The sequence below is a fragment of the Acinetobacter sp. CAU_H_29a_1 genome, from assembly GCF_058599505.1.
Genome location: NZ_CM178655.1, coordinates 804,589 through 828,083 on the forward strand (window position 1 = coordinate 804,589; position 23,495 = coordinate 828,083).

Below are 23,495 nucleotides of genomic sequence, written 5' to 3' on the forward strand. Positions count from 1 at the left end.
AATTGGTTGAGAGTAAAGCTTTGGATTAATTGAGTGAGTCTAAGTGTTTTTAGAGTTGCACCAAAACAAGCGCATAGGGGAGCTAATGGTGCTTTTTATGATCAAGCTTTGGGTAGTTTGACATTAAACTATTTAAAAATAGGGTTTAAATCATATTCGTTGTTTATGTGAATTGAGGGAATTAAAGCCAAAAGAATTGAGGATAAAACATATTATAAAATAGGATGATTCAAAGAAACGGCTTTGTTGCACAAAGATTTGAAATGCAAAGCGCCCCTAATTGAGCCAAATTTAAGGCGTAACTTGGGTAAGTGGTCGACCTAATTCCGTAAATCTGTTAAGGACTGCTACACGTGCATGGATCTCATTCACTTGGCTATCAAAACTCCTTGCACTGAGTTTATCTCCTAATAATTTGATGCAATGCATCTTAGTTTCAACCAAACTTCGCCGATGATAGCCTGACCATTTTTTCCATAGTGTCCTGCCTAAACGTTTAATTGTTCGAAGTAATTCATTTCGCTCTAGCGAGCTACTCTTTGTATCTTTCCATGGTTTCGCATTTTTTCTAGGTGGAATCACCGCATGCGCTTGCCGATCTGCAATGACCTGACGGCATTGCTTGGTGTCATAAGCTCCATCGGTATAAACAGAGTCAATCCGCTCATCTTGTGGAATCTGATTAAGTAAATCACCAAGCACCTGTGAATCACTGACATTATTGGTTGTAAGCTGAACTGCTCGTATTTGTAGGGTTTTAGCATCTATACCAATATGAAGTTTACGCCATTGGCGACGATATTCAGGTCCATGTTTCTTGCGTTTCCATTCGCCCTCACCTAGAAACTTCATGCCTGTAGAGTCCATGAGTAGATGCAGCCCATCGCTACTTTTTTGGTAGCTGATTACAATATCAATATGCTTTTGTCTTCTACAAAGCGTGGTGTAATCTGGAGCTATCCAATTTAATCCGCAAAGTTTAATCAGACTTTGCACAAAGCCAGTGACCATACGTAAAGACAGACGGAATAAGGATTTAATCATTAAGCAGCATTGGATGGCTGCGTCGGAGTAGGTTTGATTTCGCCCTTGTTTGCCTTTTGATGGCGCATACCATTGCGTAGCAGGATCAAACCAAATGGCAATATTTCCGCGACTCATGAGTGCTCGGTTATATGCGGGCCAATTGGTTGTGCGGTAGATTTTGTGTGTAGGCTTCTTCATTTGAAAATTATATCGCTGAAAAACCCTTTACAGATAGGTTTGTGCAACAAAGCCCAAAGAAACTATAAACACTCAGTTTTTAATTTTTATGTATAACTTAATGTATTTGAGCTATACCAAATCCGGAAAGTTGCAATCTTGATTTAATTCGTGACCAATACAACCGTTGAAATTTGCAGAGATAATCAATAAATCACGCGTATAACTTATAATAAACTATAATTTTTCATTCAGCTTTTCTCATCTTTCCTGTGTAATTAATTCTATGCCATATATTGATATACATAAGCTGGCTGGATCTCAATTTAAAAATCTAACGTGAATAACTGGGTCTTTTTTTCGAATAATAATTGATGTACTTAACTTGTATTTATCCTGCATAAGGTGATGATCTAAACTGTCTGTCGATAGCAGCTCAATTGCTACTATGTATAAGCTATTGGTAGTAGCCTACTGTATCATCTATGGGGGAGTGCCTATATTGCCTGAAAAGCAACAGCTTCAAGAATTGCGGGTTATGTAGAAGGCTGTAATTATTAACGGGTTAAATGAAGTTTGAGTAAATTGCAAACCAGTATGAAAAAAATAAAATTTTAGTGGTCTGGTATTAACTGAAAAACTTTAATATTTCTAGAATGGATAAAGGAATGAATTGGGTTAAGCGAATATGGGGGATAATATAAAAACTAGAAAAATAGAAACTTACAGATGGATCGGTCATTTATTGAAAAAAGGCTCTGAAACTTAAAAATTCTATTAAAGTTCTCTGTACACGACAAATTTCACAGGGCCCTTGTCCTATCAGGCTTATTCTTTCTTAAAATTGCGAGCACTTTCTTAAATTCTTCTTTTTTTCCAAAACCAATCAAACGTAGAATAGCCATTTGAACATAGTCCAAACCGTAGCGAAATAAACTTACTGAAAGTCGTCCATGCTTCTTTATTTTTATCGCTTTTTTTCGATCATGTTGCCATTCACCTGTTAAATAGCACCAACAGAAACCGATAGCTAGCACTGCTATCAATTTTTTGACTCGTCTAGGGTCTGTTAAACGAGTATTTTCAAGATTGAATCCACGTCCTTTGAGACAACTAAATAAGGTTTCGATTTCCCAGCGTAATGCATAATCACGAATAGCAGAAGCATTAAACATAGGAGAAACAACAAGTAAAAGTTCTCCATCTTCTAATCGTAGCGCACTAATATACAGTTTCACTCGACCAACCCAAATACGTCGTTTACGACATTCAGTTTGACCAACTTGAAGATGACGAAATAAATCACTAATTTTATGATTCTTGGCTAAGTGATTGGTCACAATAAAGTTTTTTTAACACGTATACAGAAGTTAATGTCATTTTCAATTAACCATGTAAACCATTTCTCACCGATAAATTCTCTGTCTGCAAACACATTCACAATACGATCTTTACCAAAAATGGAGATAAAGCGTTGAATCAAAGCAATACGCTCTTTTGTATCTGAATTTCCACGTTTATTGAGCAATGTCCAAACAATAGGTATCGCTATTCCACGATAGACGATGGCTAACATCAAGATATTGATATCTCGTTTTCCCCATTTCCAATTAGTTCTATCCAAAGTTAATTGGACTTTATCAAATGAAAATATATTGAAAATTAACTGAGAAATTTGACGATAATCGAAATACTGATCTGCAAAGAAGCGTTGTATACGTCGATAAAATGATTGTGGTAAGCACTTGATGGGTAAGGCTTTAGATGCAGAAGAAAGATTACATGTCTGTTTTACAATTAATGCAAGCATAATCAGTGTAAAACATTTTACATGTGACTTGTTCCACTTTAGATATTTGTTTAAGATGAGATGTAACTCATTGAAATGTGTCATCATATTCGTCGTCAGAAAACAAGTATTATGCCATTATTTCAATGAGTTATCTTTTTTTGTCGTGTACAAAGATTAAAGTTACAAAAAATTAAAGATTTTTTTTGAGACTTTTGTACAATCAGCCACAACTTAAAATTTAATAATAACGATGCCCAATAATATTTACGCTGCAATAGAGCAACTTGGACTTAGTGCACAAAAACGTGCCATTCATATTCAGTTCAGTAATACTTCGCTTAACGAACAAGTATTCCTTCAGCGCATAGATGGAACGCATGAACTGAATGCAGGTATAGAGTTACAGCTTCTTTGCTTATCTACCTCCGCTCATATTCCGTTAAAGCAATTTATTGGTAGTCAGGTGGCTGTCGATATTGTCACTGATAAATCAGAACTCAATCGTATTTCAGGCATCATCACCAAGGCCGATGTAGGAGCAAGCGATGGCGCTTTAACCATATACCGTTTAACCGTGGAAGACCCGACAGCCTTATGGAAGCATCGACGTAATTCTAGAGTTTTCATGGCGAAGTCTGTTGTTGATGTGGTTCAAACTATTTTTGCCGAGTGGCTGCAACGTAGTCCCTTATTTGCTTCAAGTTTGATTTTGGATAAAAGTGGTTTAAGTAAAGAATATGATGTGCGCCCATTCATTATGCAAGCGAATGAATTGGATAGTGAGTTTATTCAAAGGCTGCTCTCTTCAGAGGGGATTAACTGGCTTATTGATGAATCTCAGCTCAAAGTGTCCAGTTCAAGTGAACCTATTCAGCCACAAAAACTTAGACTGATTGATGACAATGCCCAATATCAAAGTTTAGAGCGTCAGAATATTCGCTTCCATCGTAGCAGTGCTGTAGAAAGCAGTGATTCGATTACAAATTTTGTCGGGCAGCGTTCTATACAACCAACATCTGTCCATATTCAACATTGGCAAGCAAATACTTTAGAAGTAGAAGAAGGTGCGGGCTCAGTTCAAAGTAAACATATTCATAGTGATAATCAAGACAACGCCAGCCTAGGTTTAGAGCAAGCGTGGCATTTCTCACCTGCATGGATACAAGACCTTAAAGGTGAAGATGGAACGACCAAATCAGGCAATAGTCAGATTGAAAAGTTTAATCAAAATCTTGGTCACTATTACGACTTACAAGCCAAACAATTTATGGCTACCTCGACTGTACGAGATGCACAAGTGGGTTACTGGTTTGAACTCAATGAGCACCCTGAAATTGATCAGCATAGTGGTTCGGACAAAGAATTTTTATCACATCAAAAAAATTCTATAATCAGAATAATTTACCTAAAGATTTGACCGATCAAATCACAGCTTTGCTGAAACAAACCAATTGGCAACAGGCTGAAATTACAACAAATAATAAAGACGAACGCCAAGCCAATCACCTTGTTTTACAACGACGTAATATCAGCATTGTTCCAGAGTACAATCCGCTGCGACAACGCCCTATTGCATCACCACAACGCGCGAAAGTGGTTGGACCAAGTGGTGAAGAAATTCACGTGGATGAATGGGGGCGTATTAAAGTCCGTTTCCTGTTCACCCGTAGTGAAGACAATACTCACGATGGCGGTGCAGGTTCAAATGACAATGACACAGATTCTGCTTGGGTTGATGTGCTCACACCTTGGGCTGGTGAAGGTTATGGTGCACGCTTCTTACCGCGTATTGGTGAAATCGTGGTTATCGACTTCTTTGATGGCAATATCGACAGACCCTTTGTCGTGGGGCGCATCCATGAAGCACAACGTCATCCAAGCAAATTTGACAATACAGGCAAACTGCCTGATACGAAAAAACTGGCAGGGATTCGATCAAAAGAGTACCAAGGAGAGGGCTTCGGGCAACTACGCTTTGATGACACGACGGGTCAGATCAGTACCCAACTACAAAGCAGTCATGGTGCGACACAACTGAATTTAGGGAATCTGAGTCATCCTAAAGAAACGGACACAAGTGATGGACGAGGTGAAGGTTTTGAACTGCGTACTGACCAGTGGGGGGCCGTCCGTGCTGGGCAAGGCTTACTTGTTTCCACGTATAAACAAGATCAAGCCAAAGGTGAGCATCTAGATGCTGAAATTGCCAAGAAACAACTAGAAGATAGTCAGACGAACAGTAAAGCTTTAAGTGATATTGCTAAAAATCAACAAACCGATCCATTAGAAATACTGGATAATCTAAAAGAGTTTATTGAACAAATTGAACAAGAAAGTGAGGCGAAGGCAAAAGCATTTAAACAAGCTTTAATGATATTGACCTCCCCCCATTCGATTGCTCTGACTACAAATGAAGATGTTCACCTTTCAGCAGATGGTCAAATTGGTCATAGTGCAGGGGGCAGTATTAATTTTAGTACCCAAAAGAATTTACTTGCACATGCACAAAGTAAAATCAGTTTGTTTGCAGCACAGGACGGTGCGAAATTCTATGCAGGTAAAGGCAAAGTTGAAATACAGGCTCAAGCAGATGGGGCTGATTTGATAGCACGTAAAGGTGTACAGATCATTTCAACTGAAGATGCCATTTACATTACCAGCCCTAAAGAAATTAAATTAATCGCTGATGGTTCGGAACTTAAGATTAATAGTTCTGGAGTCTTTGCAACAACGAGTGGAAAGTTTGAGGTTAAGGCGGGGCAACATAAGTTTATGAGCGGGGGAGAGGTTTCACCTAATTTGCCCCAATTACCTAAACTAGAATTTGCTCAGTCACCTTACTCAGCGCAATATCAACTATTTAAAGCAGATGGTCGAAATTTTAAAGGATATAAGTACTTTATTTCTGATAATCAGAATAATTTAATGAAAGAAGGTATTACAGATGAGTACGGATTTACAGAGCAGGTTGTTACGGAAACTAGAGAAAGAATTATTGGATATAAATCGGTGATGAGAGAAAGCGAGCGATTGACTGAAAATTGGGAAGCAAAATTAGAAGAAAAATCAAAAAAACTAGAATCTGAGTTGGATGGAGAGTAACGATGCTTCCAGCTATTATTGTCGTTGTTAAATTGGCAGGTTATGCAATAACAGCATATGAAATATACCGTACAGCTTCTAATGCTTATGGTGAGGTGAAAAACTATCAGGACAACATTAAAAAGGCTAAAGAAGAAATTAAAAAAATCATGAAAAATCTTGGTCAAGAGATTTCAGATAAAATTGATAAGGAAAAAGAAAAGGTCTTACTAACGACATTAACTACTGGTGATAAGCAAAGTAACAATACCAAAGCTGCATCTGGGAGACCCCAGACAAAAAGTAATGTGATTACTGCTGCAATCAAACAAAAGACACCATTTCGTTCAATCATAAGTCAGGTTTGTGAAAAAGCAGAACAACTACCTATGATTCAGTTGAGAAAGCAGAAAGGGAAAAAGTTAAAGGATATAGTTCCTAAAAGTAAAGTGGATGTTGTTGCAAAGCTTCTAAAAATGAGTGCTCAAGAACTGGCAGGAGCAAATGTTGATGAATATATCATTGTGAGACTGAAACAACTTGCTGTAAATTTTATGTTTGAATTCATGGATGAAATTGTCAAATGGAAAAGTCCATTAAAAGCTGAAGTCTGTTTTGGTTATGATGTTAAAACGAAGAAGTACCTTGCACCTTTATTAGAGGGGAAAACACGAATCAAGCGTACAGGTTCTGATATCAATCCATTCTGGCCGATGCCCTATAAAGGAAAGAATACAATTGGTGCTGATATTATTATTCCTGAGTATCGTGGTGAACCTTTAACTCTGACCAATATTTTTGCATTAGTTGAAATCAAGTTTCAAGGTGATCGAATTGATGATAAGCAATTTAAGGCTTATGACGATTTAAAAAAGCAATGTGCTGCAGAAAAGAAAACCAGCAAGATAACGGCAAGTGAGGGCTTTAAGTTGTCACTGTTTCGTTATCCTGAAGATGTAAGTCCTAAGGATCAACCACAACAGCAACAGCCAAAGAAGTCAAAAGGAAAGGGTAAAATATAATGAATGACGAAGAGTTATTTTTAAGTCAAGATGAAGTGACTGACTATATAGCAGAGTTTAAAAAAGATAGTTATCACACTTATGGGTACGAACAAGAAGAGTTTGGCATTTGTCCCTACATCACATTTTATATTTACCATCAGGATAATGAAGTAGAGGAAATTGCCAATAAAATTATCAATATTTATGAAGATTTTGAAAATAAAATAATTGATAAGCCATTTAAGCGACGCTATCGGGATACAGGTGTCTGGAAAAATGCCAATAAATGGAAGCCTTCTCATAAAGAGTTAATCAATGAAATGCACCAAAGTTTTAAGAGGTATCCTGTATATTTTATAGCAGCAACTACAGGGAATTCTCCTAATCAAAGTGCCCGTTGGGTTTTCTGTGCTCAATTTTCAGATAACAATAATAGTAGGTATACGACATTAAAGCTGTCATTTGGTGAAAAATGGTATAGAGAACATAAGTCAAAATGGTATCAGTTTGTTCAACATTGTTTAATTAAACTTAATCCGATACAAGCTTATAGTGGCTATGAAATTGGAAATTCGACAAACTTTAATATTGTTTCGCCTGAGTTTGAAACAGCAGAACGTATTTTTAGTGATTACTTTTATGGGCTGGATATAGATCATCCTAATATGAATCACTCCCATGATGATTTGGATGGCTTTATCTATACACCTTCATTAGCCGCAGGAATTCGCACCCCAACTTGGTGTTTTTTATTATCTCCCTATTGGATCGATAAATTAGGTTTAAGCGAGGAGAAAATCCGCTTAAAACTAGATGATCCACGGATAGAGATCACCAAATTGCTAGATGCAACAGATCCTGAAAAATTCAGTCTTTGGATTCAACTTGGGGAGCTGTCACTTTATCCTGTTGAAGAGGGTATTCCAGATTTATTGGTGAGGGCAAATGACCTGATAAAACCAATACGTTGTAATGACTTGAAGCTAACTACGTTAGATGCATGGGATGATGACCCTAATCCAAGATTTGATATAGAAAGTTCTCCCCAATGGATTGCCCGTTTTGATGAAGATAGCAGTTGGCCTGAAGGCAAACGAGTCAATAAGGTTAGTAACCTATCATTGGAAGAAGAAAAACTTAAAGTGAAAGGTGGAGAGCCATGCCCACAAACAGGCTATTGGCAAACTCCAGCACGACCGGATTTACGACAGTATTTTGAAGAAGGTGATATTCTTCCAACCTTTTCAGAACTAGACTGGGGAGAGGTCTATTGGTATTGGGATGGTGAAAAATAATTTAATCATTTTAGAAAAGCCATCCTCTTTCGGATGGTTTTTTTACTTTTACCGAATGACATGCTGGAGCGTTAATAAATGTCCATACAAGTAAATGAGCAGACAATAGATTGGCAAAAGTGGTTAAGTTTAGAAATAAAAGACCCTGCTTTATTTAGAGATAATTTGCTTGAACAAAAAATGTATAGCAAAAGATTTGATACATTTGTGAATGGGATATATTCCGTAACGGATGGTTTTAGTAATTATAAAAATGAAAAAAAATATGGTGGCTATATTGCGGCAGGTCATCAGCGTTTAAACGATGTCTTAAATTTAATGTCTTTACAGTATTCGGCAGGCGGAAGTCTTGAGTTTTTAAAAGAAATATATCCATATCTACTTCATTGGACAGAAGAGTACGCAGAAGCAAGCCATTTATATAATTTAAGTCCTGATGCTGATGGACGATTTGTTTGGCATATTAGTTTGGGAACAGAAGACTATTGGTATATTGCTTTACGTCTGATTTGTTTTGGGCTGTTGACTGGCTATGCAGACCAGATGGATCGGATTATGCCAATCATTGACTATGTAGAAGCAACACCTGAAGGACAGGAAAAAGATGGATTAATTGAACGTTTAGTTGCTCCATTTGTTGCAGATCGTGGAACTCCACCAGATGAAGCAAGACGACATTTGCCTTATCGTAAGCTGATTAACGTGTTTAATGCTTCACCTGAACAGCGTCCAGCTTTAATGCTGCAATATTTAGAAGATTGGTATGAGGCGAGCCGCCGAGAGCCTTATTATGATCAGCATCCTCAAACTGATTTAAGATCAGGAAGAGGTTACTATGGCTATTGGTCATGGGAAGCAGCAGCGGTAACGTGGTTGCTGGATATAGATGATACGTCATATCGTGAACATCAGTTCTATCCAAAAGATTTGGTTGATTTTGCTCGAACACAGTCAAAAGTAGTTTTAGATGATCAACAATTAGAACGAATGAAAGTTAAGGGTGGAGAAGCCTGTATTAAAACAGGTTATTGGAGAACAACAGCACAACCAGATTCACGACAATACTTTAAACAAGGTGAGATTGTTCCTGCACTTATCGAGCTCGATTGGGGGGAAGTGTATTGGTATTGGGATGGTGAAAAATAATTTAATCATTTTATAAAAAACCATCCTTATTTGGATGGTTTTTTATAATGACTAAATTATCTAAAAAATATGGCGGAGTAAATTGCTCGATAAGATCACCATAGATAGATTATTTGTGGCTGGATGGATTTATGAGGCACAACGCAGTCCGACCAAAGCTGCCGATCTAGTTATTGCAGAATCTCGTTTGGAACCGATCTCAAAAACAAATCTTTTTGCGATTGTAGAAATCAAGTTTCAGGAGGATTCGATTAAAGATAAGCAGTTTAACCAATATGATCGATTATTAGAGGCGTGTAAAAAGGCAAAGGAGAAAAAGTATGGCAAACATAACAACTATTCGGGTAAGGGCGTACATGAAGGTGGCTATATTTCTTTGTTTCGATACCCTGAAGATATCGCCTTAGAAGAAGGTAAGAAAAAACCGAATGAAAAAACAGGAACCAAGAAGTCTGCTGGAGGTGGGCGATAATGAGTACGGTTGAACCTTTTGTAAGCGAAGCAGACCAAGCTGAATGGATTGAAAAGATTAAAGCAACGGATAAACTCTGGGTAATTGGTGACGAAGGGGGGGATGTATACGGTATTGGACCCTATGTTTCTTTTTATGTTTATCACTCAGCAGAAGAAGCCCCACAACTGATTAATAAGTTCATTGAAATCTTTAATGAGTTTAACCAAATCAAAAATGAAGAATGGATTTCTTTCAAACATCCTGTTAAAGATATATTTGTTAAATCTGAAAATGCTCAAATGTTATTGGCAGATTTAGAGCAAACTTGCCAAAAACAATATGCTAGAGATGATTTTTTATCATTTGCTGCAACAGCCTCAGATGATACAGAAATTAGCTCAGCAGTATGGGCATATTATTTTAGAGTAACGCCATATACTGATACATATAGTGTCTTAAAAATGAACTTTAGGTATGCTTGGTATATTGCAAGTCAGGATAATAAAGAGAAGTGGAATCAGTTTGTTGAACGTTGTATTGATAAATTAAAGCCTCGTCATACCTACAGTGGATTTGAGATAGCTCAAGCCGCGTCTTTGCATTTAGGTAGTTATGAAATTAACAGTTTAGAAAAGATTGTTACTCAAGCTTTCTATGGAGTTGATATTGATCATCCGAGTTTTAATGGCAGTAATACTCATGATGACCCTGATGGTTATATCAATGAACGAAAATTAGGCTCTGGCATTCGAACACCTGTCTGGAGCTTTTTACTGGATCCATATTGGATTACAAAATTAGATAAAACTGCCGAAGAGATCAAAGCTTACTTTAACCGCTTTAAAGAAGTTGAAATTAAGGAAATCGAGTATCCAGAAAATCAAACAGGATTATGGATTCGACTTGGGGAACTCTCCATGTATCCTGTTGAAGACGGTGTGCCTGTTTTGCCTGTTTATGCCAATGCTTTAATTAAGCCGATACGTTGTGATGAGCTGAAACTGGTCGGTTATGCACAATGGGATGATGATCCAAATGAGCATCTGAGTTACGAAGAGGGTATTGCATGGATGCGTCGTTTTGATGAAGACAGCAGTTGGCCTGAAGGAAAACGAATCAATAAGGTGAATGGATTATCGTTAGAGGAAGAGGCGCTCAAAGTGAAAGGTGGAGAGTCATGTCCACGAACTGGCTATTGGCAAACTCCAGCACGACCTGATTCACGACAATACTTTAAACAAGGTGATATTCTTCCAACCTTTTCAGAACTAGATTGGGGAGAGGTCTATTGGTATTGGGCGGGTAGAGAGTAGTTTGTTGATAGTTTAGGCAGTCTCTACAGAACGTTACCATTGAATAGTAACCAATTTTATAGACACCTTGAAGTTAGATAATGCAGTGCAGTAAGTCTAGCTACTCAATTGCGTGTTTATCATCAGGCAAAAGGATTAGCTCCTACTTATCGAGTACGAGTAGATGTAAGGGGTAACACTGCTAGGACACTACCTCCCAATGTTTTTGGATCACCTATTAAGTGAATGACTTCGAGATTAAGCTAAATGAATAATTCATCAATAACATTTATTACTGGTTGTGCTATAAGCCAATCAAATTTTTATCTGACTTCTAATCTTGATAGCTTAGATACTTGGGATCTCTTTTCAAAAACATTCATATATAAACACCAATCTAATGAATGGGTAGGTATAGATTTAGATGGTTGGAAAGTTATTTCCGTAGCCTTTTTTGAAAATTCAGGGGTATCTTCTTTGCTTGCACTTGAGCAAGATGGTGACTTATGCATCTTTCAAGAAAATAAAAATCGACTACAAAAAATTCGCGAGATTGATGATTCCAAAATCCAAGGGCAATTCAATAGAATTAGAGTTATAGATAATTTGTTGTATGTTTGTGGCGATGGATCTCAAATTTATGTGAATCATAATGAGGATTGGAGAGCATTAGGAATAGGTTTTTCTGAAGAAGTATTAAATATTCCAAAAACAGATGAATTAAATATGGATTTGGAGTTGAGCTTTGATATTAATCTTTATGATATAAATGGATTTAATTCTAATGATATTTATATTTGTGGTATAAAAAAAATGAAGGTTTCATATCCCATTATAATGGATCATCTTGGAATGTTATTGAAAGAATAACTCCTTCCCCTTTATATGGAATTACAATATGCCCAGATAAAGAGAACATTATAATTTCAGGAGCGTATGGAACTTTAATAAAGGGTAATTTTAAAGATGGTTTTAAAAATCTAAAAAATATAAGTATCAACTCTACTTTCTATTCTACCGCTTACTATAAAGATAAGTTATATATTGCATCAGAAGATGGCCTATATATATATGCAGAAGGAATTTATCAATTAGTTGATGCCATTAAAGATATTAAAGGAATTACGTCTATAGAGGAAAAAGAAGGTATTCTATGGGTTCTTTCTTATAAAAAATTGATTCGATTCAATGGAGAAGTATGGGAGAGAATTACACATCCACTTAACGATCCTATTGATCATCAATTCACAAATAATGTTCGGGGTCGGGAGCATTGCCCTCAATCAGGCTATTGGTACACTACAGCAAAAAAAAATCAAGAAGATTTTTAATAAAGGTGACATTTTTCCTGATTTTGAAAGTGATTGGGGGGATGTGTACTGGCAGTTTGACGGTGAAGATTAATTGGAATCATTTGAGAAAAGCTATCCTCACTTGGATGGTTTTTTATAACGGCTAAATTATCTAATAAATATGGCGGAGTAAATTGCTCGATGAGATCACCATAGATAGATTATTTGTGGCTGGATGGATTTATGAGGCACAACGTAGCTCAACCAAATTTGATCAAGTCGGTAAGTTGCCTGATACCAAAAAACTCGTAGGGATCAAGTCCATAGAATACCAAGGCGAAGGTTTTAAATGGTCATCATTCCGTTATCTAGAAGATGTGAGTCCCAAGGATCAATCACAACAGCAGAAGTTAAAGAAGTCGAAAGGAAGTGGTACAAGACGATGAGTGATGCAATACATGATGATAAATTATTTTTAAGCGAAGAAGAAGTCGTTGACTATATAGCAGAATTTAAAAAAGATAGTGACCATATCTATGGCTATGAACAAGAAGAGTTTGGCATAGCTCCATATATTACTTTTTACATTTATCATCAGGATGATGAAGTGGAGGAGGTTGCTAATAAAGCAATTGACGTTTATGAAGCATTTGAAAATGAAATAATTGATAGGCCATTTAAGTTGCGTTATAGAAAAGCAAAAGATGGAGCAAGTACATGGAAGAAAGCTGAGAAGTGGAAAAAAACTCGTCAAGAAATGATGGAGCAAATGCATGAGGGCTATAAAAAATACTTTGTTTATTTTATTGCTGCAACGACAGCAGACTCTTCAATTCAAAGTGCCCGTTGGGCTTTTTGTGCTCAATTTTCAGATAACAATAATAGTAGGTATACGACATTAAAGCTGTCATTTGGTGAAAAATGGTATAGAGAACATAAGTCAAAATGGTATCAGTTTGTTCAACATTGTTTAATTAAACTTAATCCGATACAAGCTTATAGTGGCTATGAAATTGGAAATTCGACAAACTTTAATATTGTTTCGCCTGAGTTTGAAACAGCAGAACGTATTTTTAGTGATTACTTTTATGGGCTGGATATAGATCATCCTAATATGAATCACTCCCATGATGATTTGGATGGCTTTATCTATACACCTTCATTAGCCGCAGGAATTCGCACCCCAACTTGGTGTTTTTTATTATCTCCCTATTGGATCGATAAATTAGGTTTAAGCGAGGAGAAAATCCGCTTAAAACTAGATGATCCACGGATAGAGATCACCAAATTGCTAGATGCAACAGATCCTGAAAAATTCAGTCTTTGGATTCAACTTGGGGAACTGTCACTTTATCCTGTTGAAGAGGGTATTCCAGATTTATTGGTGAGGGCAAATGACCTGATAAAACCAATACGTTGTAATGACTTGAAGCTAACTACGTTAGATGCATGGGATGATGACCCTAATCCAAGATTTGATATAGAAAGTTCTCCCCAATGGATTGCCCGTTTTGATGAAGATAGCAGTTGGCCTGAAGGCAAACGAGTCAATAAGGTTAGTAACCTATCATTGGAAGAAGAAAAACTTAAAGTGAAAGGTGGAGAGCCATGCCCACAAACAGGCTATTGGCAAACTCCAGCACGACCGGATTTACGACAGTATTTTGAACAAGGTGATATTCTTCCAACCTTTTCAGAACTAGATTGGGGAGAGGTCTATTGGTATTGGGATGATGAAAATTAATTGAATCATTTGAGAAAAGCCATCTACGTTTGGATGGTTTTTTACTTTTACTAAATGAAATGTTGCCGGAGTAAAAGAGTTGAATAACCAAATAAGTGATTTAAATATTGATTGGGAACAGCGATCTAATCAAAAAATATTAATTCATGAAAATTTTAGAGATAATTATTTAACAGAACTAGATTATCAGGAATGTTGTGATGAATTTTTAAATGGCATTTATTCAGTAACTGACGGTTTTCAAAAATATAAGGCAAATGCTAAATCCAGTAAAATTAGACTGTTGGGCATCAAAGATTAAAAGATGCCTTAAATTTTATTTCATTACAATATTCTTAAGGCGAGGATATTAGACTTCCTTCATAAATCATTTTTCAATCAATTTAATTGTTTATCTTTCACCCAATCTAAATTGTATATGCCAGCAAGTAAATTAAACCGCAGGTTTAATCTTTTACGACGATTTCTATATACACAAGATAAAATCTTAAAACATTTCATCCTTCCAAATACATGCTCTACTTGAATTCGTCTACGACCAATCTCTCTATTTAACTTTTTTAATTCAGAATCTAGTTTTTCAGTTTTCTTTGCTTTAGATGGCATGAGGCATCCAAAACCCAATTTCTTTATCCCTAAATACCCCTTATCAACGATAAAAAAGGGCTTAAATTTTAATTTCCTCATGCTTTTTTTAAATATTTTAAAATCATGCATGCTTCCATGACTTCCACATACACTCAGTATTTCACCTGTTGTATAGTGCATAGATAGCTGAAATTTAAAGGTATGTCGCTTTTTTTTACCGCTATACCATTTCTTCTGTTTTTTTTGGACGTTGAACTAATATTTCAGTTGCATCAATCACAACAACTTCCCAATCCACTTCATCTCGATTAGGAAGTTGTTTTGGCAAGTTAAATTTTCCAGAACCGATTAAGGTATCTTCAATAAAACGTGTGATACGAATTGCACTCGTTTCAGATACACCGTAACTCATACCAAGATGGAAAAATGTTCGATATTCTCTCCAATATTCTATACATAAGAGCAAACGATCTTCCAACGGTAATTTATGCGGTCGTCCTTTACCAATATGACGAGGTAAATGCTTATTTAGCTCGGCCAACATGAGGTTAAATGTAGCCCAACTAACACCGGTAAGCCTACGAAACTTAACGTCTGATAATTTTTGAATATCTTTGAATTTCATCCAAGGATTATCTCTTGAATTAAATAATTTTGCTGATTAATTTAAGATCAAATAAATTGTACGTTTTTTGATTTATGACGGAAGTCTATTGTATTTATTTAAGAACTTTCCCTATATCTTTTAAACTGGACAGAAGATTATGCCAAAATTCGCAGTCAATATATGTGGTGGGAATGATTTGGTCTTTGGATTTAAGTCATTGATGTGAGCCATAAGGAACTTAAGATGTTCCTTTTATATAAAATCAAGGCTCTCTAACCAAGGGTATGATTGTTCCAAAAGTAAACGAAACAATTTAAAACAACCAATAATTTTACTGTCAGATATAGCAACGATGGAATAACTTTGATGATTGGATTACTGAATGAAAGTGATTGGAAAATACAAAAAAGAGAACCATATCAAAAATATAAAGATTATGAATATGTTATAAATCAAGCTTTAGAGTCCGTCCAAACAATTGGAGAGAGACTCAACGACAAAGAACTTTTAAAAGATAAACCGAAAGGTGCAATTTACCTATCATCTAATCATTTTTTTGAAGCTTCTTTGGAACTTATAGTCTTTAGTTATTCGGCAGGTGTTTCTGCAAAGGTATTGTCTGAATACTTTCCAAATGTACTTTATGCTCTTAAACAAGCAGAATCTTGTCATTTAGACTTTCATCAAAGTAGTGAGTGTGATGGTCATTTAGTACCACATTTAGAATTGGTTACAGGTGACTATTGGGAAGCACTACAGTTAGTCTGCTTTTCGATTCTGTTTGTTCAACCTGAACATTTGCCTACGATCATGGATATTTTGGCTTATGAAAATGATGAACAAGATGCCTTGTTAGATAAGTTGGTATCACCATGGTTACCTGAGCGTGAAATTTCAGCTGTATATTTAAGGCAGTTGCCTTATCGAAAGCTAGATAAAGTCTTTACAGCCAAAGAAGAAGACCGCCCAAAACTGATTTCACAGTATCTAGATGACTGGTATGGCGCCAGTAAACGAGAGCCTTATCATGATCGGCATAAGAGTAGTCAATTTCCAGGCTATTGGTCACTTGAAGCCGCGGCAGTTACCGTTATATTAAGAATAGATGATAGTAGCTATCGGGATAAACCCTATTATCCTAAAGACTTGGCTGATTATGCTCGAAGTCAATATCTACCTTAAGATTAATGAGCGAATGTTGAGGGTAATGACAAGTGTTGCCTGAGCTTCAAAATCACCTTTTGTATGAAGAGATTTGGTCTTTGGATTTAAGTCATTGATGTGAGCCATAAGGAACTTAAGATGTTCCTTTTTATATAAAATAAGGGCCCTCTAACCAAGGATATGAACCGTACCGGGTTTGTCGGAGACTCAATATTCTGAGAGACTATTCCGATGACAAAATTAAAATATACCCCTGAAATCAGAGAAAGAGCGGTTCAATTATTGATTGAATCTGAAAAAGATTATCCATCGAATTGGGCTGCGATCACTGCTATTGCTCCCAAGATAGGTTGTACTCCTGAAACACTACGTGTTTGGTATCAAAAATATTTAGATAAACAAAATCCAGTTAAAGTACAACAGATATCTGATCAAGAAAAAATGAAGCAAATGGAACGTGAAATTAAAGAATTAAAACGTGCCAATGAAATTCTACGTAAAGCAGCCGCTTTTTTCGCCCAGGCGGAGCTCGACCGCCCACACAAATAATGGTGGATTTCATCCATAACAATAAAGACTTATATGGTGTTGATGCGATTTGTAGAATTTTACCGATCGCACCTTCAACCTATTACCGGACTCTAGATCTCTGCGATGAGAAGCATTGCTTCGCAAGGGAACATCGAGCAAAGCGAGATTTACATGACTTGCATCATGCTGAGGAGATTAAACGAATTTGGAAGGAAAGTTCAGGTCGATATGGTGTACGTAAAGTCTGGCAAAAATTAAAACGTGAAGGCTATATTATTGCACGCTGTACTGTTGCTCGATTAATGAAAAAACTAGGTATACAAGGTGTTTGGCGAGGTAAGAATAAACAAACCACCCGTAGCCGAGATGACCAAAAACGGGCAGATGATTTAGTGAAACGTAATTTTAATGCTGATCATCCAAACCAACTATGGGTGGGTGACTTTAGTGTGCCGCAGCAAGCGGCGTAAGAGATGAGGGTATGGCCCCTCGCTATCGGCTTGCAGGAGCAGGTAGCAAACCACCATAAGCGGCTTGGATCAAAAGTCCCGGTCGTGAGCGTTATGGAAAAGGTATCGTAGAGATGTCAGGTAAGAATTAGGAAGGCGAACAACAGTGAACTGCCGTTCAAGTGTCGAAAGTACTCAAATGACATCAAAACCGGGGATGGAAGTTACCCCGCGATTAGTTTGGCCGTTACCTGCTTACGGGCCATTCGGTGTCCGGCGTAGAGGCAGCGCGATCCTAATTCAGGCTCTTACGTTGAACTGCGGGAACCTTCGGTGGCGATGTCAAGCGAAAGGCACAAGCTCAAAAGGCAAGGCTGATAATAGCAATGCGTCACCAAGGGGCGGAGCAACTCGTAGTAGTGTTGAAGTTACTGTAATGGTAATGGAGCGAAGGGGTTGCATTATCCAGGTCTACGGATTTGTCAACTGTGCAAGCAGGAGGAGCAAAACTTTATGACCAAACCATTTAATATTCCTAAAGCGTTAATTTGGGAGGCATTTAAAAAAGTCAAAGAGAATGGTGGCGCTCCAGGCGTTGATCATGAATCTATTGAGCAATTCGAAAAGCATTTAAAGAACAACCTATACAAACTATGGAATCGACTTTGTTCTGGCAGTTATTTTCCACCGCCAGTTAAGGCTGTTCCGATTCCAAAGAAGTCAGGTGGCGTGCGTATACTAGGTATTCCAACAGTTGCAGATCGAGTCGCGCAAACAGCAGTTAAGCTCTTATTAGAGCCGAAAATTGATCCATTATTTCATCCAAACTCATATGGATATCGTCCGGGGCGTTCTGCCCATGATGCAATTGCGATAGTGAGGAGACGAAGTTGGGATTATGACTGGGTTGTGGAATTTGATATCAAAGGTCTCTTTGATAACATCGACCATGATTTACTCATGCGTGCACTCAAGAAACACTGTGAAATTCCATGGATTCTTTTATATGTGCAACGTTGGTTAAAAGCACCAATGCAACACATAAATGGCCATCTTTTAGAAAGGAATCGCGGCACACCACAAGGTGGTGTTGTGAGTCCTTTATTGGCGAATTTATTTATGCATTATGCTTTTGATATGTGGATTACGAAACATCTTCAAAGTGTACGGTTCTGCCGTTATGCAGATGATGGCGTAATTCATTGTCGGAGTTTATCTCAAGCCAAACTTGTTTTACAAAAGATCGATGCACGATTTCGTGAATGTGGTCTCGAATTGCATCCAGACAAGACAAAGATTGTTTATTGCCAAGATATTAATCGTCGTAAAGCATATCCCGATGTTCAATTTACTTTTCTCGGGTACACGTTTAGGCCCCGTAAGGCTGTGGACAAGTATAAAAGAGTTTATGTAAATTTCTCTCCTGCAGTCAGTCGTGATGCACTTAAAGCAATGCGACAGACTATTCGGAAATGGCATCTACATCTGATGTGTAATCGCGAATTAAGTGATTTATCTGCAATATTCAATCCAATTCTTCAAGGTTGGCAGCAATACTATGGTCGATTCCATGGTTCAGCAATGTCAGCGATCTGGCAACACATGAATGCTTATCTTATACGCTGGATGAGGCGTAAGTATAAAAACTTGGCCCGTCATAAAAGACGGGCTAGATATGCCTTAGGGCGACTTGCGCGTGATTTTCCAAATGCCTTTGTGCACTGGAAAATGGGATGTTTACCATCGGTTGGATAATGGGAGCCGGATGAGCTGAGAGGTTCATGTCCGGTTCTGCGAGGGGCTAAGGGTGAAATTCCCTTGGTCTACTCACCCCTATATTCAAACTCATTCAGGCTGGGTATATACCGCATTTGTTATTGATGTGTTCTCACGAGCAATTGTTGGATGGAAAGTATCGACACGGATGAATACAGATATGGTGCTCGATGCATTGGAGCAAGCATTGCACGATCGAGGCATGCCAAAGAATGTGATTCATCATTCCGATAGAGGTGTTCAATATCTTTCTATTCGCTATACCAATCGTTTAGAAGCTGCAAATTTACGAGCATCAGTCGGTACAACTGGTGATTCATACGATAATGCTCTGGCTGAAACGGTGAATGGCTTATACAAAACAGAGGTGATTGAATATTTAAAAGCAGATTGGCAAGGTTTAGCAGATGTACAACTTGCGACACTAAACTGGGTAGATTGGTTCAATAAAAAGCGTGTACACAGTGCACTGGGTTATGTATCGCCTTTTGAGTTTGAAGCAATGTACTATGATAAGATTAACCCGTTAGGTCAGGTGGCCTAACTTAAATAAAAAAGTCTCCGACAAACCTGGTACGGTTCAATCTTATGATGAATTTGATCTAAAGATGGATAGTCTTTTAGGTTATTTTGATAAAACACAATTTTCGAATAAAAAAGTAGATGATGTAAAACCATATACAGAATATTTTTATAATTGGGGAGTTATTTCTGTATATAGTGATCTATCTCTAAATATTTGTTTTTCAGTAAGATGGGGGAAAGAGTGTTGAGAAATTTCAGTGAAAAGTAAGGAAATACATATTTGTGAATGCTTGGAGAAGATCCTCGTTAAGGAGTTGGATTTAGGAAATTCTATTAGATCTTATCTCTGTACACGACAAAAATAGATAACTCATTGAAATAATGTCACAATAATTGTTTTCTAACGACGAATACTATGATACATCTCAATGAGTTATATCTTATCTTAAACAAATCTCTAAAATGGAACAAGTCACATTTAAAGTGCTTTGCGCTCATCATGCTTGTGATTATTTTAAAGCAAACATGTAATCTTTCTTCTGCATCTAAAGCCTTGCCCATCAAGTGCTTACCACAATCATTTTATCGACGTATGCAGCGCTTCTTTGCAGGTCAGTATTTTGATTATCGTCAAATTTCTCAGTTGATTTTCAATATGTTTTCATTCGACCAAGTGCAACTGACTTTAGATAGAACCAATTGGAAATGGGGAAAACGAAATATTAATATCCTGATGCTCGCAATCGTTTATCGTGGAATAGCGATACCTATCCTTTGGACATTGCTTAATAAACGTGGAAATTCAGATACGAAAGAGCGCATTGCTTTGATTCAACGCTTTATAGCCATTTTTGGTAAAGACCGTATTGTGAATGTGTTCGCAGACAGAGAGTTTATCGGTGAGCAGTGGTTTACATGGTTAATTGAACAAGACATCAACTTCTGCATTCGTGTTAAAAAAACTTCATTGTCACCAATCATTTAGGAAAGAATCATAAAATTAGTGATTTATTTCGCCATCTTAAAGTTGGTCAAATTGAATGTCGTAAACGACGGATTTTGGTTGGTCGGGTGAAACTATATATAAGTGCACTACAGTTAGAAAATGGAGAGCTTTTACTCGTCGTTTCTCCTCAGTTTAATGCCAATGCTATTCAGGATTATGCATTACGCTGGGAAATTGAAACCTTATTCAGTTGTCTCAAAGGACGCGGGTTTAATCTTGAAAATACGCGCTTGACAGACCCTAGACGAGTGAAAAAATTGATTGCGGTGTTAGCTATAAGCTTCTGTTGGTGTTACTTAACGGGTGAATGGCAACATGATCAAAAAAAAGCGATAAAAATAAAGAAGCATGGACGACTCTCAATGAGTTTATTTCGCTATGGTTTAGACTATGTTCAAATGGCGATTCAGCGTTTAATTGGTTTTGGGAAAAAAGAAGAGTTTAAGGAAATTTTGGCAATTTTAAGAAGGCAGAACCCTGATAGGATAAGGGTTCTGTGAAATTTGTCGTGTACAGAGAGATCTTATAATGAAATGCCTGAATGGCCCAAGAAAGATAGTAGATTCATTTTTTTAAATAACAAACTTGCCCCAAAATCATTGGTCGATATACCTTTATGGATCTTTGTAAGTGTGAATAATGACATGAATTATACTTGGTATAATGAATATATTGTGATAAACATCATGATTTATTGGCAGCTGGTGATATGTGATTTTGAATAAAAGCCTTTTTGCGCTGTGAAAAAGATTAAAGTACAGAAGTACGCTACTCTGTAAATTTAGAGATGATCATCAAGAATATTTGATTTCAATAAGTATGATCAAAGAATTACTATAATTTGTTTCTAATAGAAAAAGGCTGCAAATAGCAGCCTTTTTCTATGACAACATATGTGTCGCGTGACGGTTTACCTTACCAGCTCAGCGCACCACCAGTCTGATAATCTGTCACACGCGTTTCGAAGAAGTTCTTCTCTTTACGCAAGTCCATCATTTCAGACATCCACTGGAATGGGTTGTTCACACCAGCAAACTGCTCAGGCAAGCCCAACTGTGCTAAACGACGGTTACAGATGAATTTCAAGTATTCTTCCATCATCGCAGCATTCATACCCAATACACCACGTGGCATAGTGTCACGCGCATATTCGATTTCAAGCATTGTGCCTTCAAGAATCATTTGAATGATTTCTTCTTGGAATTCAGCAGTCCACAAGCTTGGGTTTTCGATCTTGATTTGGTTAATCATATCGATACCAAAGTTCAAGTGCATCGACTCATCACGTAAGATGTATTGGAATTGCTCAGCAACACCATTCATTTTATTACGACGGCCCATCGACAAGATTTGGCTGAAACCACAGTAGAAGAAGATCCCTTCAAGGACACAGTAGAACGCGATCAAGTTGCGCAGCAAAATTTGGTCGTTTTCAGGTGTACCAGTTTGGAAAGTAGGATCACTTAAAGACTGCGTATATTTCAAGCCCCAAGCTGCTTTACGCGCAACTGATGGAACTTCGCGGTACATGTTGAAGACTTCGCCTTCGTCCATACCTAAAGATTCGATACAGTATTGGTAAGCGTGAGTATGAATAGCTTCTTCAAACGCTTGACGCAAAATGTACTGACGGCATTCAGGGTTGGTAATGTGGCGGTAAATCGCCAATACCAAGTTGTTTGCAACCAATGAGTCTGCTGTAGAGAAGAAACCAAGAGAGCGCATAACAATAGTACGTTCGTCTTCAGTTAAGCCATTTTCAGACTTCCAAAGCGCGATGTCATGGTTCATGTTGACTTCTTGTGGCATCCAGTGGTTTGCACAACCGTCTAGATATTTCTGCCAAGCCCATTCGTATTTGAACGGTACAAGTTGGTTTAAGTCCGCACGACAGTTAATCATCGCTTTGTCGTCAACCTGTACACGTTGCGCACCCATTTCTAGTTCTTCTAGACCAGGAGCAACATCTAAACTTTCTAAGGCGTTAGATGCTCTTGCCAACGGATCGGCTGGATTTGTTGATCGGCTTCTAGGGGTTGAAGCGGGTTGTGCAGTTGCCACATTCTTCTGTGGTTGCTCTGTAGAAGATACCATCTGCGGATTAGCCGCTTTTTGCGGTTCGACGGGCGCAGACTTGTGTTCAGGTGCAGCCGGTTTTTGCGAATCATCTTCGAAATCGTCCCAACTTAGGATAGACATATCAATTCTCTCTACGTTGCTTTATATCTTTTATCGACATCCAGCATTGCTGAGATGTCTTACTATACGCTTAATTTGTGAAAGCAAAATTAAGTTTTGCCAACCGTTGTTCTAAAACTGTGCATAGAACGTGATTCTCACGACTTATTTTGCTTTCGCTTTTTGCTTTGGTTTGCTTTTACCCAAAAGTAGGCAATCGGCATATAAAACAAAACCACAAAGGAAATCACCAAGGTCGCAAGACCTAACATATAGTTATGTGTCATATGGAGCATGGTGATTTCCTAGGTTGTCTTTAATTTTTTAATCTCCCTAAATCCCCCTTTTTAAAGAAGGATTTTCACACC

At 37.5% G+C, this 23,495-nt stretch carries 17 protein-coding genes, 5 pseudogenes and 1 other annotated feature; of the genes and pseudogenes, 16 read left to right on the top strand and 6 right to left on the bottom strand.

Annotation, left to right across the window (positions count from 1 at the left end; translation table 11 throughout):
• Positions 1 to 291: 291 nt before the first annotated feature.
• Positions 292 to 1,224, bottom strand: a complete 933-nt coding sequence (locus AC4MDD_RS04040; protein WP_053579251.1) for an IS5-like element ISAba12 family transposase — start codon at positions 1,222 to 1,224, stop codon at positions 292 to 294.
• Between the two features lie 782 nt (positions 1,225 to 2,006).
• Positions 2,007 to 3,097 (bottom strand): IS4-like element ISAba33 family transposase gene (locus tag AC4MDD_RS04045; protein WP_326942947.1). Its coding sequence is split into 2 segments (ribosomal slippage): positions 2,007 to 2,557 and positions 2,557 to 3,097, totalling 1,092 coding nucleotides; the frame shifts between segments, so codons are not numbered across the junction.
• Positions 3,098 to 3,245: 148 nt separating this feature from the next.
• Here AC4MDD_RS04045 and AC4MDD_RS04050 point away from each other — a divergent pair.
• The 11 genes and pseudogenes from AC4MDD_RS04050 (at position 3,246) to AC4MDD_RS04100 (ending at position 14,604) form a co-directional block, all read left to right on the top strand.
• Positions 3,246 to 6,097: pseudogene (locus AC4MDD_RS04050) on the top strand (type VI secretion system Vgr family protein).
• 2 nt (positions 6,098 to 6,099) lie between these two features.
• On the top strand, positions 6,100 to 7,098 hold the full coding sequence (locus tag AC4MDD_RS04055; RefSeq protein ID WP_078426824.1) for a hypothetical protein: 999 nt from the start codon (positions 6,100 to 6,102) through the stop codon (positions 7,096 to 7,098).
• Entirely contained in the window at positions 7,098 to 8,375 is a 1,278-nt protein-coding gene (locus AC4MDD_RS04060) for a type VI immunity family protein (RefSeq protein WP_491882342.1), read from the top strand. The genes AC4MDD_RS04055 and AC4MDD_RS04060 overlap by 1 nt, the downstream gene beginning before the upstream one ends.
• A 78-nt stretch (positions 8,376 to 8,453) precedes the next feature.
• Positions 8,454 to 9,521 carry a PoNe immunity protein domain-containing protein gene (locus AC4MDD_RS04065; RefSeq protein WP_491882343.1) on the top strand — a complete coding sequence of 356 codons (1,068 nt, stop codon included), beginning with the start codon at positions 8,454 to 8,456 and terminating at the stop codon, positions 9,519 to 9,521.
• A gap of 82 nt (positions 9,522 to 9,603) precedes the next feature.
• Entirely contained in the window at positions 9,604 to 9,993 is a 390-nt protein-coding gene (locus AC4MDD_RS04070; RefSeq protein ID WP_491882344.1) for a hypothetical protein, read from the top strand.
• Positions 9,993 to 11,288, top strand: a complete 1,296-nt coding sequence (locus AC4MDD_RS04075; protein WP_491882345.1) for a type VI immunity family protein — start codon at positions 9,993 to 9,995, stop codon at positions 11,286 to 11,288. The genes AC4MDD_RS04070 and AC4MDD_RS04075 overlap by 1 nt, the downstream gene beginning before the upstream one ends.
• A gap of 246 nt (positions 11,289 to 11,534) precedes the next feature.
• Entirely contained in the window at positions 11,535 to 12,137 is a 603-nt protein-coding gene (locus AC4MDD_RS04080; protein ID WP_491882346.1) for a hypothetical protein, read from the top strand.
• The gene (locus tag AC4MDD_RS04085) at positions 12,065 to 12,598 is read left to right on the top strand and encodes a hypothetical protein (protein ID WP_491882347.1); all 534 of its coding nucleotides are present in this window, start codon (positions 12,065 to 12,067) and stop codon (positions 12,596 to 12,598) included. Before AC4MDD_RS04080 ends, AC4MDD_RS04085 begins: the two co-directional genes overlap by 73 nt.
• A 173-nt stretch (positions 12,599 to 12,771) precedes the next feature.
• A pseudogene (locus AC4MDD_RS04090) lies at positions 12,772 to 12,921 on the top strand (hypothetical protein); the annotation flags it as partial.
• Between the two features lie 92 nt (positions 12,922 to 13,013).
• Complete coding sequence (locus tag AC4MDD_RS04095; RefSeq protein ID WP_491882594.1) at positions 13,014 to 14,303, top strand: type VI immunity family protein; 1,290 nt, start codon at positions 13,014 to 13,016, stop codon at positions 14,301 to 14,303.
• A 79-nt stretch (positions 14,304 to 14,382) separates the two neighbouring features.
• Complete coding sequence (locus AC4MDD_RS04100; protein WP_176538171.1) at positions 14,383 to 14,604, top strand: hypothetical protein; 222 nt, start codon at positions 14,383 to 14,385, stop codon at positions 14,602 to 14,604.
• Between the two features lie 77 nt (positions 14,605 to 14,681).
• On the opposite strand, the pseudogene AC4MDD_RS04105 reads toward AC4MDD_RS04100, so the two are convergent.
• Together AC4MDD_RS04105 and AC4MDD_RS04110 are read right to left on the bottom strand one after the other, a co-directional pair.
• Positions 14,682 to 15,074, bottom strand: a pseudogene (locus tag AC4MDD_RS04105) (transposase family protein); the annotation flags it as partial.
• Between the two features lie 37 nt (positions 15,075 to 15,111).
• Positions 15,112 to 15,435 carry a helix-turn-helix domain-containing protein gene (locus AC4MDD_RS04110; protein WP_020753140.1) on the bottom strand — a complete coding sequence of 108 codons (324 nt, stop codon included), beginning with the start codon at positions 15,433 to 15,435 and terminating at the stop codon, positions 15,112 to 15,114.
• Positions 15,436 to 15,867: 432 nt separating this feature from the next.
• Between AC4MDD_RS04110 and AC4MDD_RS04115 the strand changes: the two genes are divergently transcribed.
• From AC4MDD_RS04115 to AC4MDD_RS04135, 5 genes and pseudogenes are all read left to right on the top strand, one after another.
• A complete protein-coding gene (locus tag AC4MDD_RS04115; protein WP_491882595.1) occupies positions 15,868 to 16,680 on the top strand; it encodes a PoNe immunity protein domain-containing protein in 813 nt (270 codons plus the stop codon).
• A 213-nt stretch (positions 16,681 to 16,893) separates the two neighbouring features.
• Positions 16,894 to 17,651, top strand: a pseudogene (locus tag AC4MDD_RS04120) (IS3 family transposase); the annotation flags it as partial.
• Positions 17,169 to 17,285: a sequence feature (AL1L pseudoknot), on the top strand. (Overlaps the previous pseudogene by 117 nt.)
• Before the next feature lie 504 nt (positions 17,652 to 18,155).
• Positions 18,156 to 19,397, top strand: a complete 1,242-nt coding sequence (gene ltrA / locus AC4MDD_RS04125; RefSeq protein WP_004826931.1) for a group II intron reverse transcriptase/maturase — start codon at positions 18,156 to 18,158, stop codon at positions 19,395 to 19,397.
• 79 nt (positions 19,398 to 19,476) lie between these two features.
• Positions 19,477 to 19,962, top strand: a pseudogene (locus AC4MDD_RS04130) (IS3 family transposase); the annotation flags it as partial.
• Positions 19,963 to 20,358: 396 nt separating this feature from the next.
• Positions 20,359 to 21,449 (top strand): IS4-like element ISAba1 family transposase gene (locus AC4MDD_RS04135; RefSeq protein ID WP_100607965.1). Its coding sequence is split into 2 segments (ribosomal slippage): positions 20,359 to 20,899 and positions 20,899 to 21,449, totalling 1,092 coding nucleotides; the frame shifts between segments, so codons are not numbered across the junction.
• A 415-nt stretch (positions 21,450 to 21,864) separates the two neighbouring features.
• Here AC4MDD_RS04135 and AC4MDD_RS04140 read toward each other — a convergent pair.
• Both AC4MDD_RS04140 and AC4MDD_RS04145 read right to left on the bottom strand, forming a co-directional pair.
• Positions 21,865 to 23,148 (bottom strand): ribonucleotide-diphosphate reductase subunit beta, encoded by a 1,284-nt coding sequence (locus tag AC4MDD_RS04140; RefSeq protein WP_335997564.1) that lies wholly within the window; start codon positions 23,146 to 23,148, stop codon positions 21,865 to 21,867.
• Positions 23,149 to 23,285: 137 nt separating this feature from the next.
• Positions 23,286 to 23,423, bottom strand: a complete 138-nt coding sequence (locus tag AC4MDD_RS04145; protein WP_004695369.1) for a hypothetical protein — start codon at positions 23,421 to 23,423, stop codon at positions 23,286 to 23,288.
• Positions 23,424 to 23,495: the final 72 nt, after the last annotated feature.

Excerpts from the sequence above, each read along its gene's own strand:
- AC4MDD_RS04055 (WP_078426824.1), top strand. The coding sequence starts at position 6,100 with ATGCTTCCAGCTATTATTGTCGTTGTTAAATTGGCAGGTTATGCAATA.
- ltrA (WP_004826931.1), top strand. The coding sequence starts at position 18,156 with ATGACCAAACCATTTAATATTCCTAAAGCGTTAATTTGGGAGGCATTT.
- AC4MDD_RS04140 (WP_335997564.1), bottom strand. The coding sequence starts at position 23,148 with ATGTCTATCCTAAGTTGGGACGATTTCGAAGATGATTCGCAAAAACCG.
- AC4MDD_RS04060 (WP_491882342.1), top strand. The coding sequence starts at position 7,098 with ATGAATGACGAAGAGTTATTTTTAAGTCAAGATGAAGTGACTGACTAT.
- AC4MDD_RS04075 (WP_491882345.1), top strand. The coding sequence starts at position 9,993 with ATGAGTACGGTTGAACCTTTTGTAAGCGAAGCAGACCAAGCTGAATGG.
- AC4MDD_RS04080 (WP_491882346.1), top strand. The coding sequence starts at position 11,535 with ATGAATAATTCATCAATAACATTTATTACTGGTTGTGCTATAAGCCAA.
- AC4MDD_RS04110 (WP_020753140.1), bottom strand. The coding sequence starts at position 15,435 with ATGTTGGCCGAGCTAAATAAGCATTTACCTCGTCATATTGGTAAAGGA.
- AC4MDD_RS04065 (WP_491882343.1), top strand. The coding sequence starts at position 8,454 with ATGTCCATACAAGTAAATGAGCAGACAATAGATTGGCAAAAGTGGTTA.
- AC4MDD_RS04040 (WP_053579251.1), bottom strand. The coding sequence starts at position 1,224 with ATGAAGAAGCCTACACACAAAATCTACCGCACAACCAATTGGCCCGCA.
- AC4MDD_RS04145 (WP_004695369.1), bottom strand. The coding sequence starts at position 23,423 with ATGCTCCATATGACACATAACTATATGTTAGGTCTTGCGACCTTGGTG.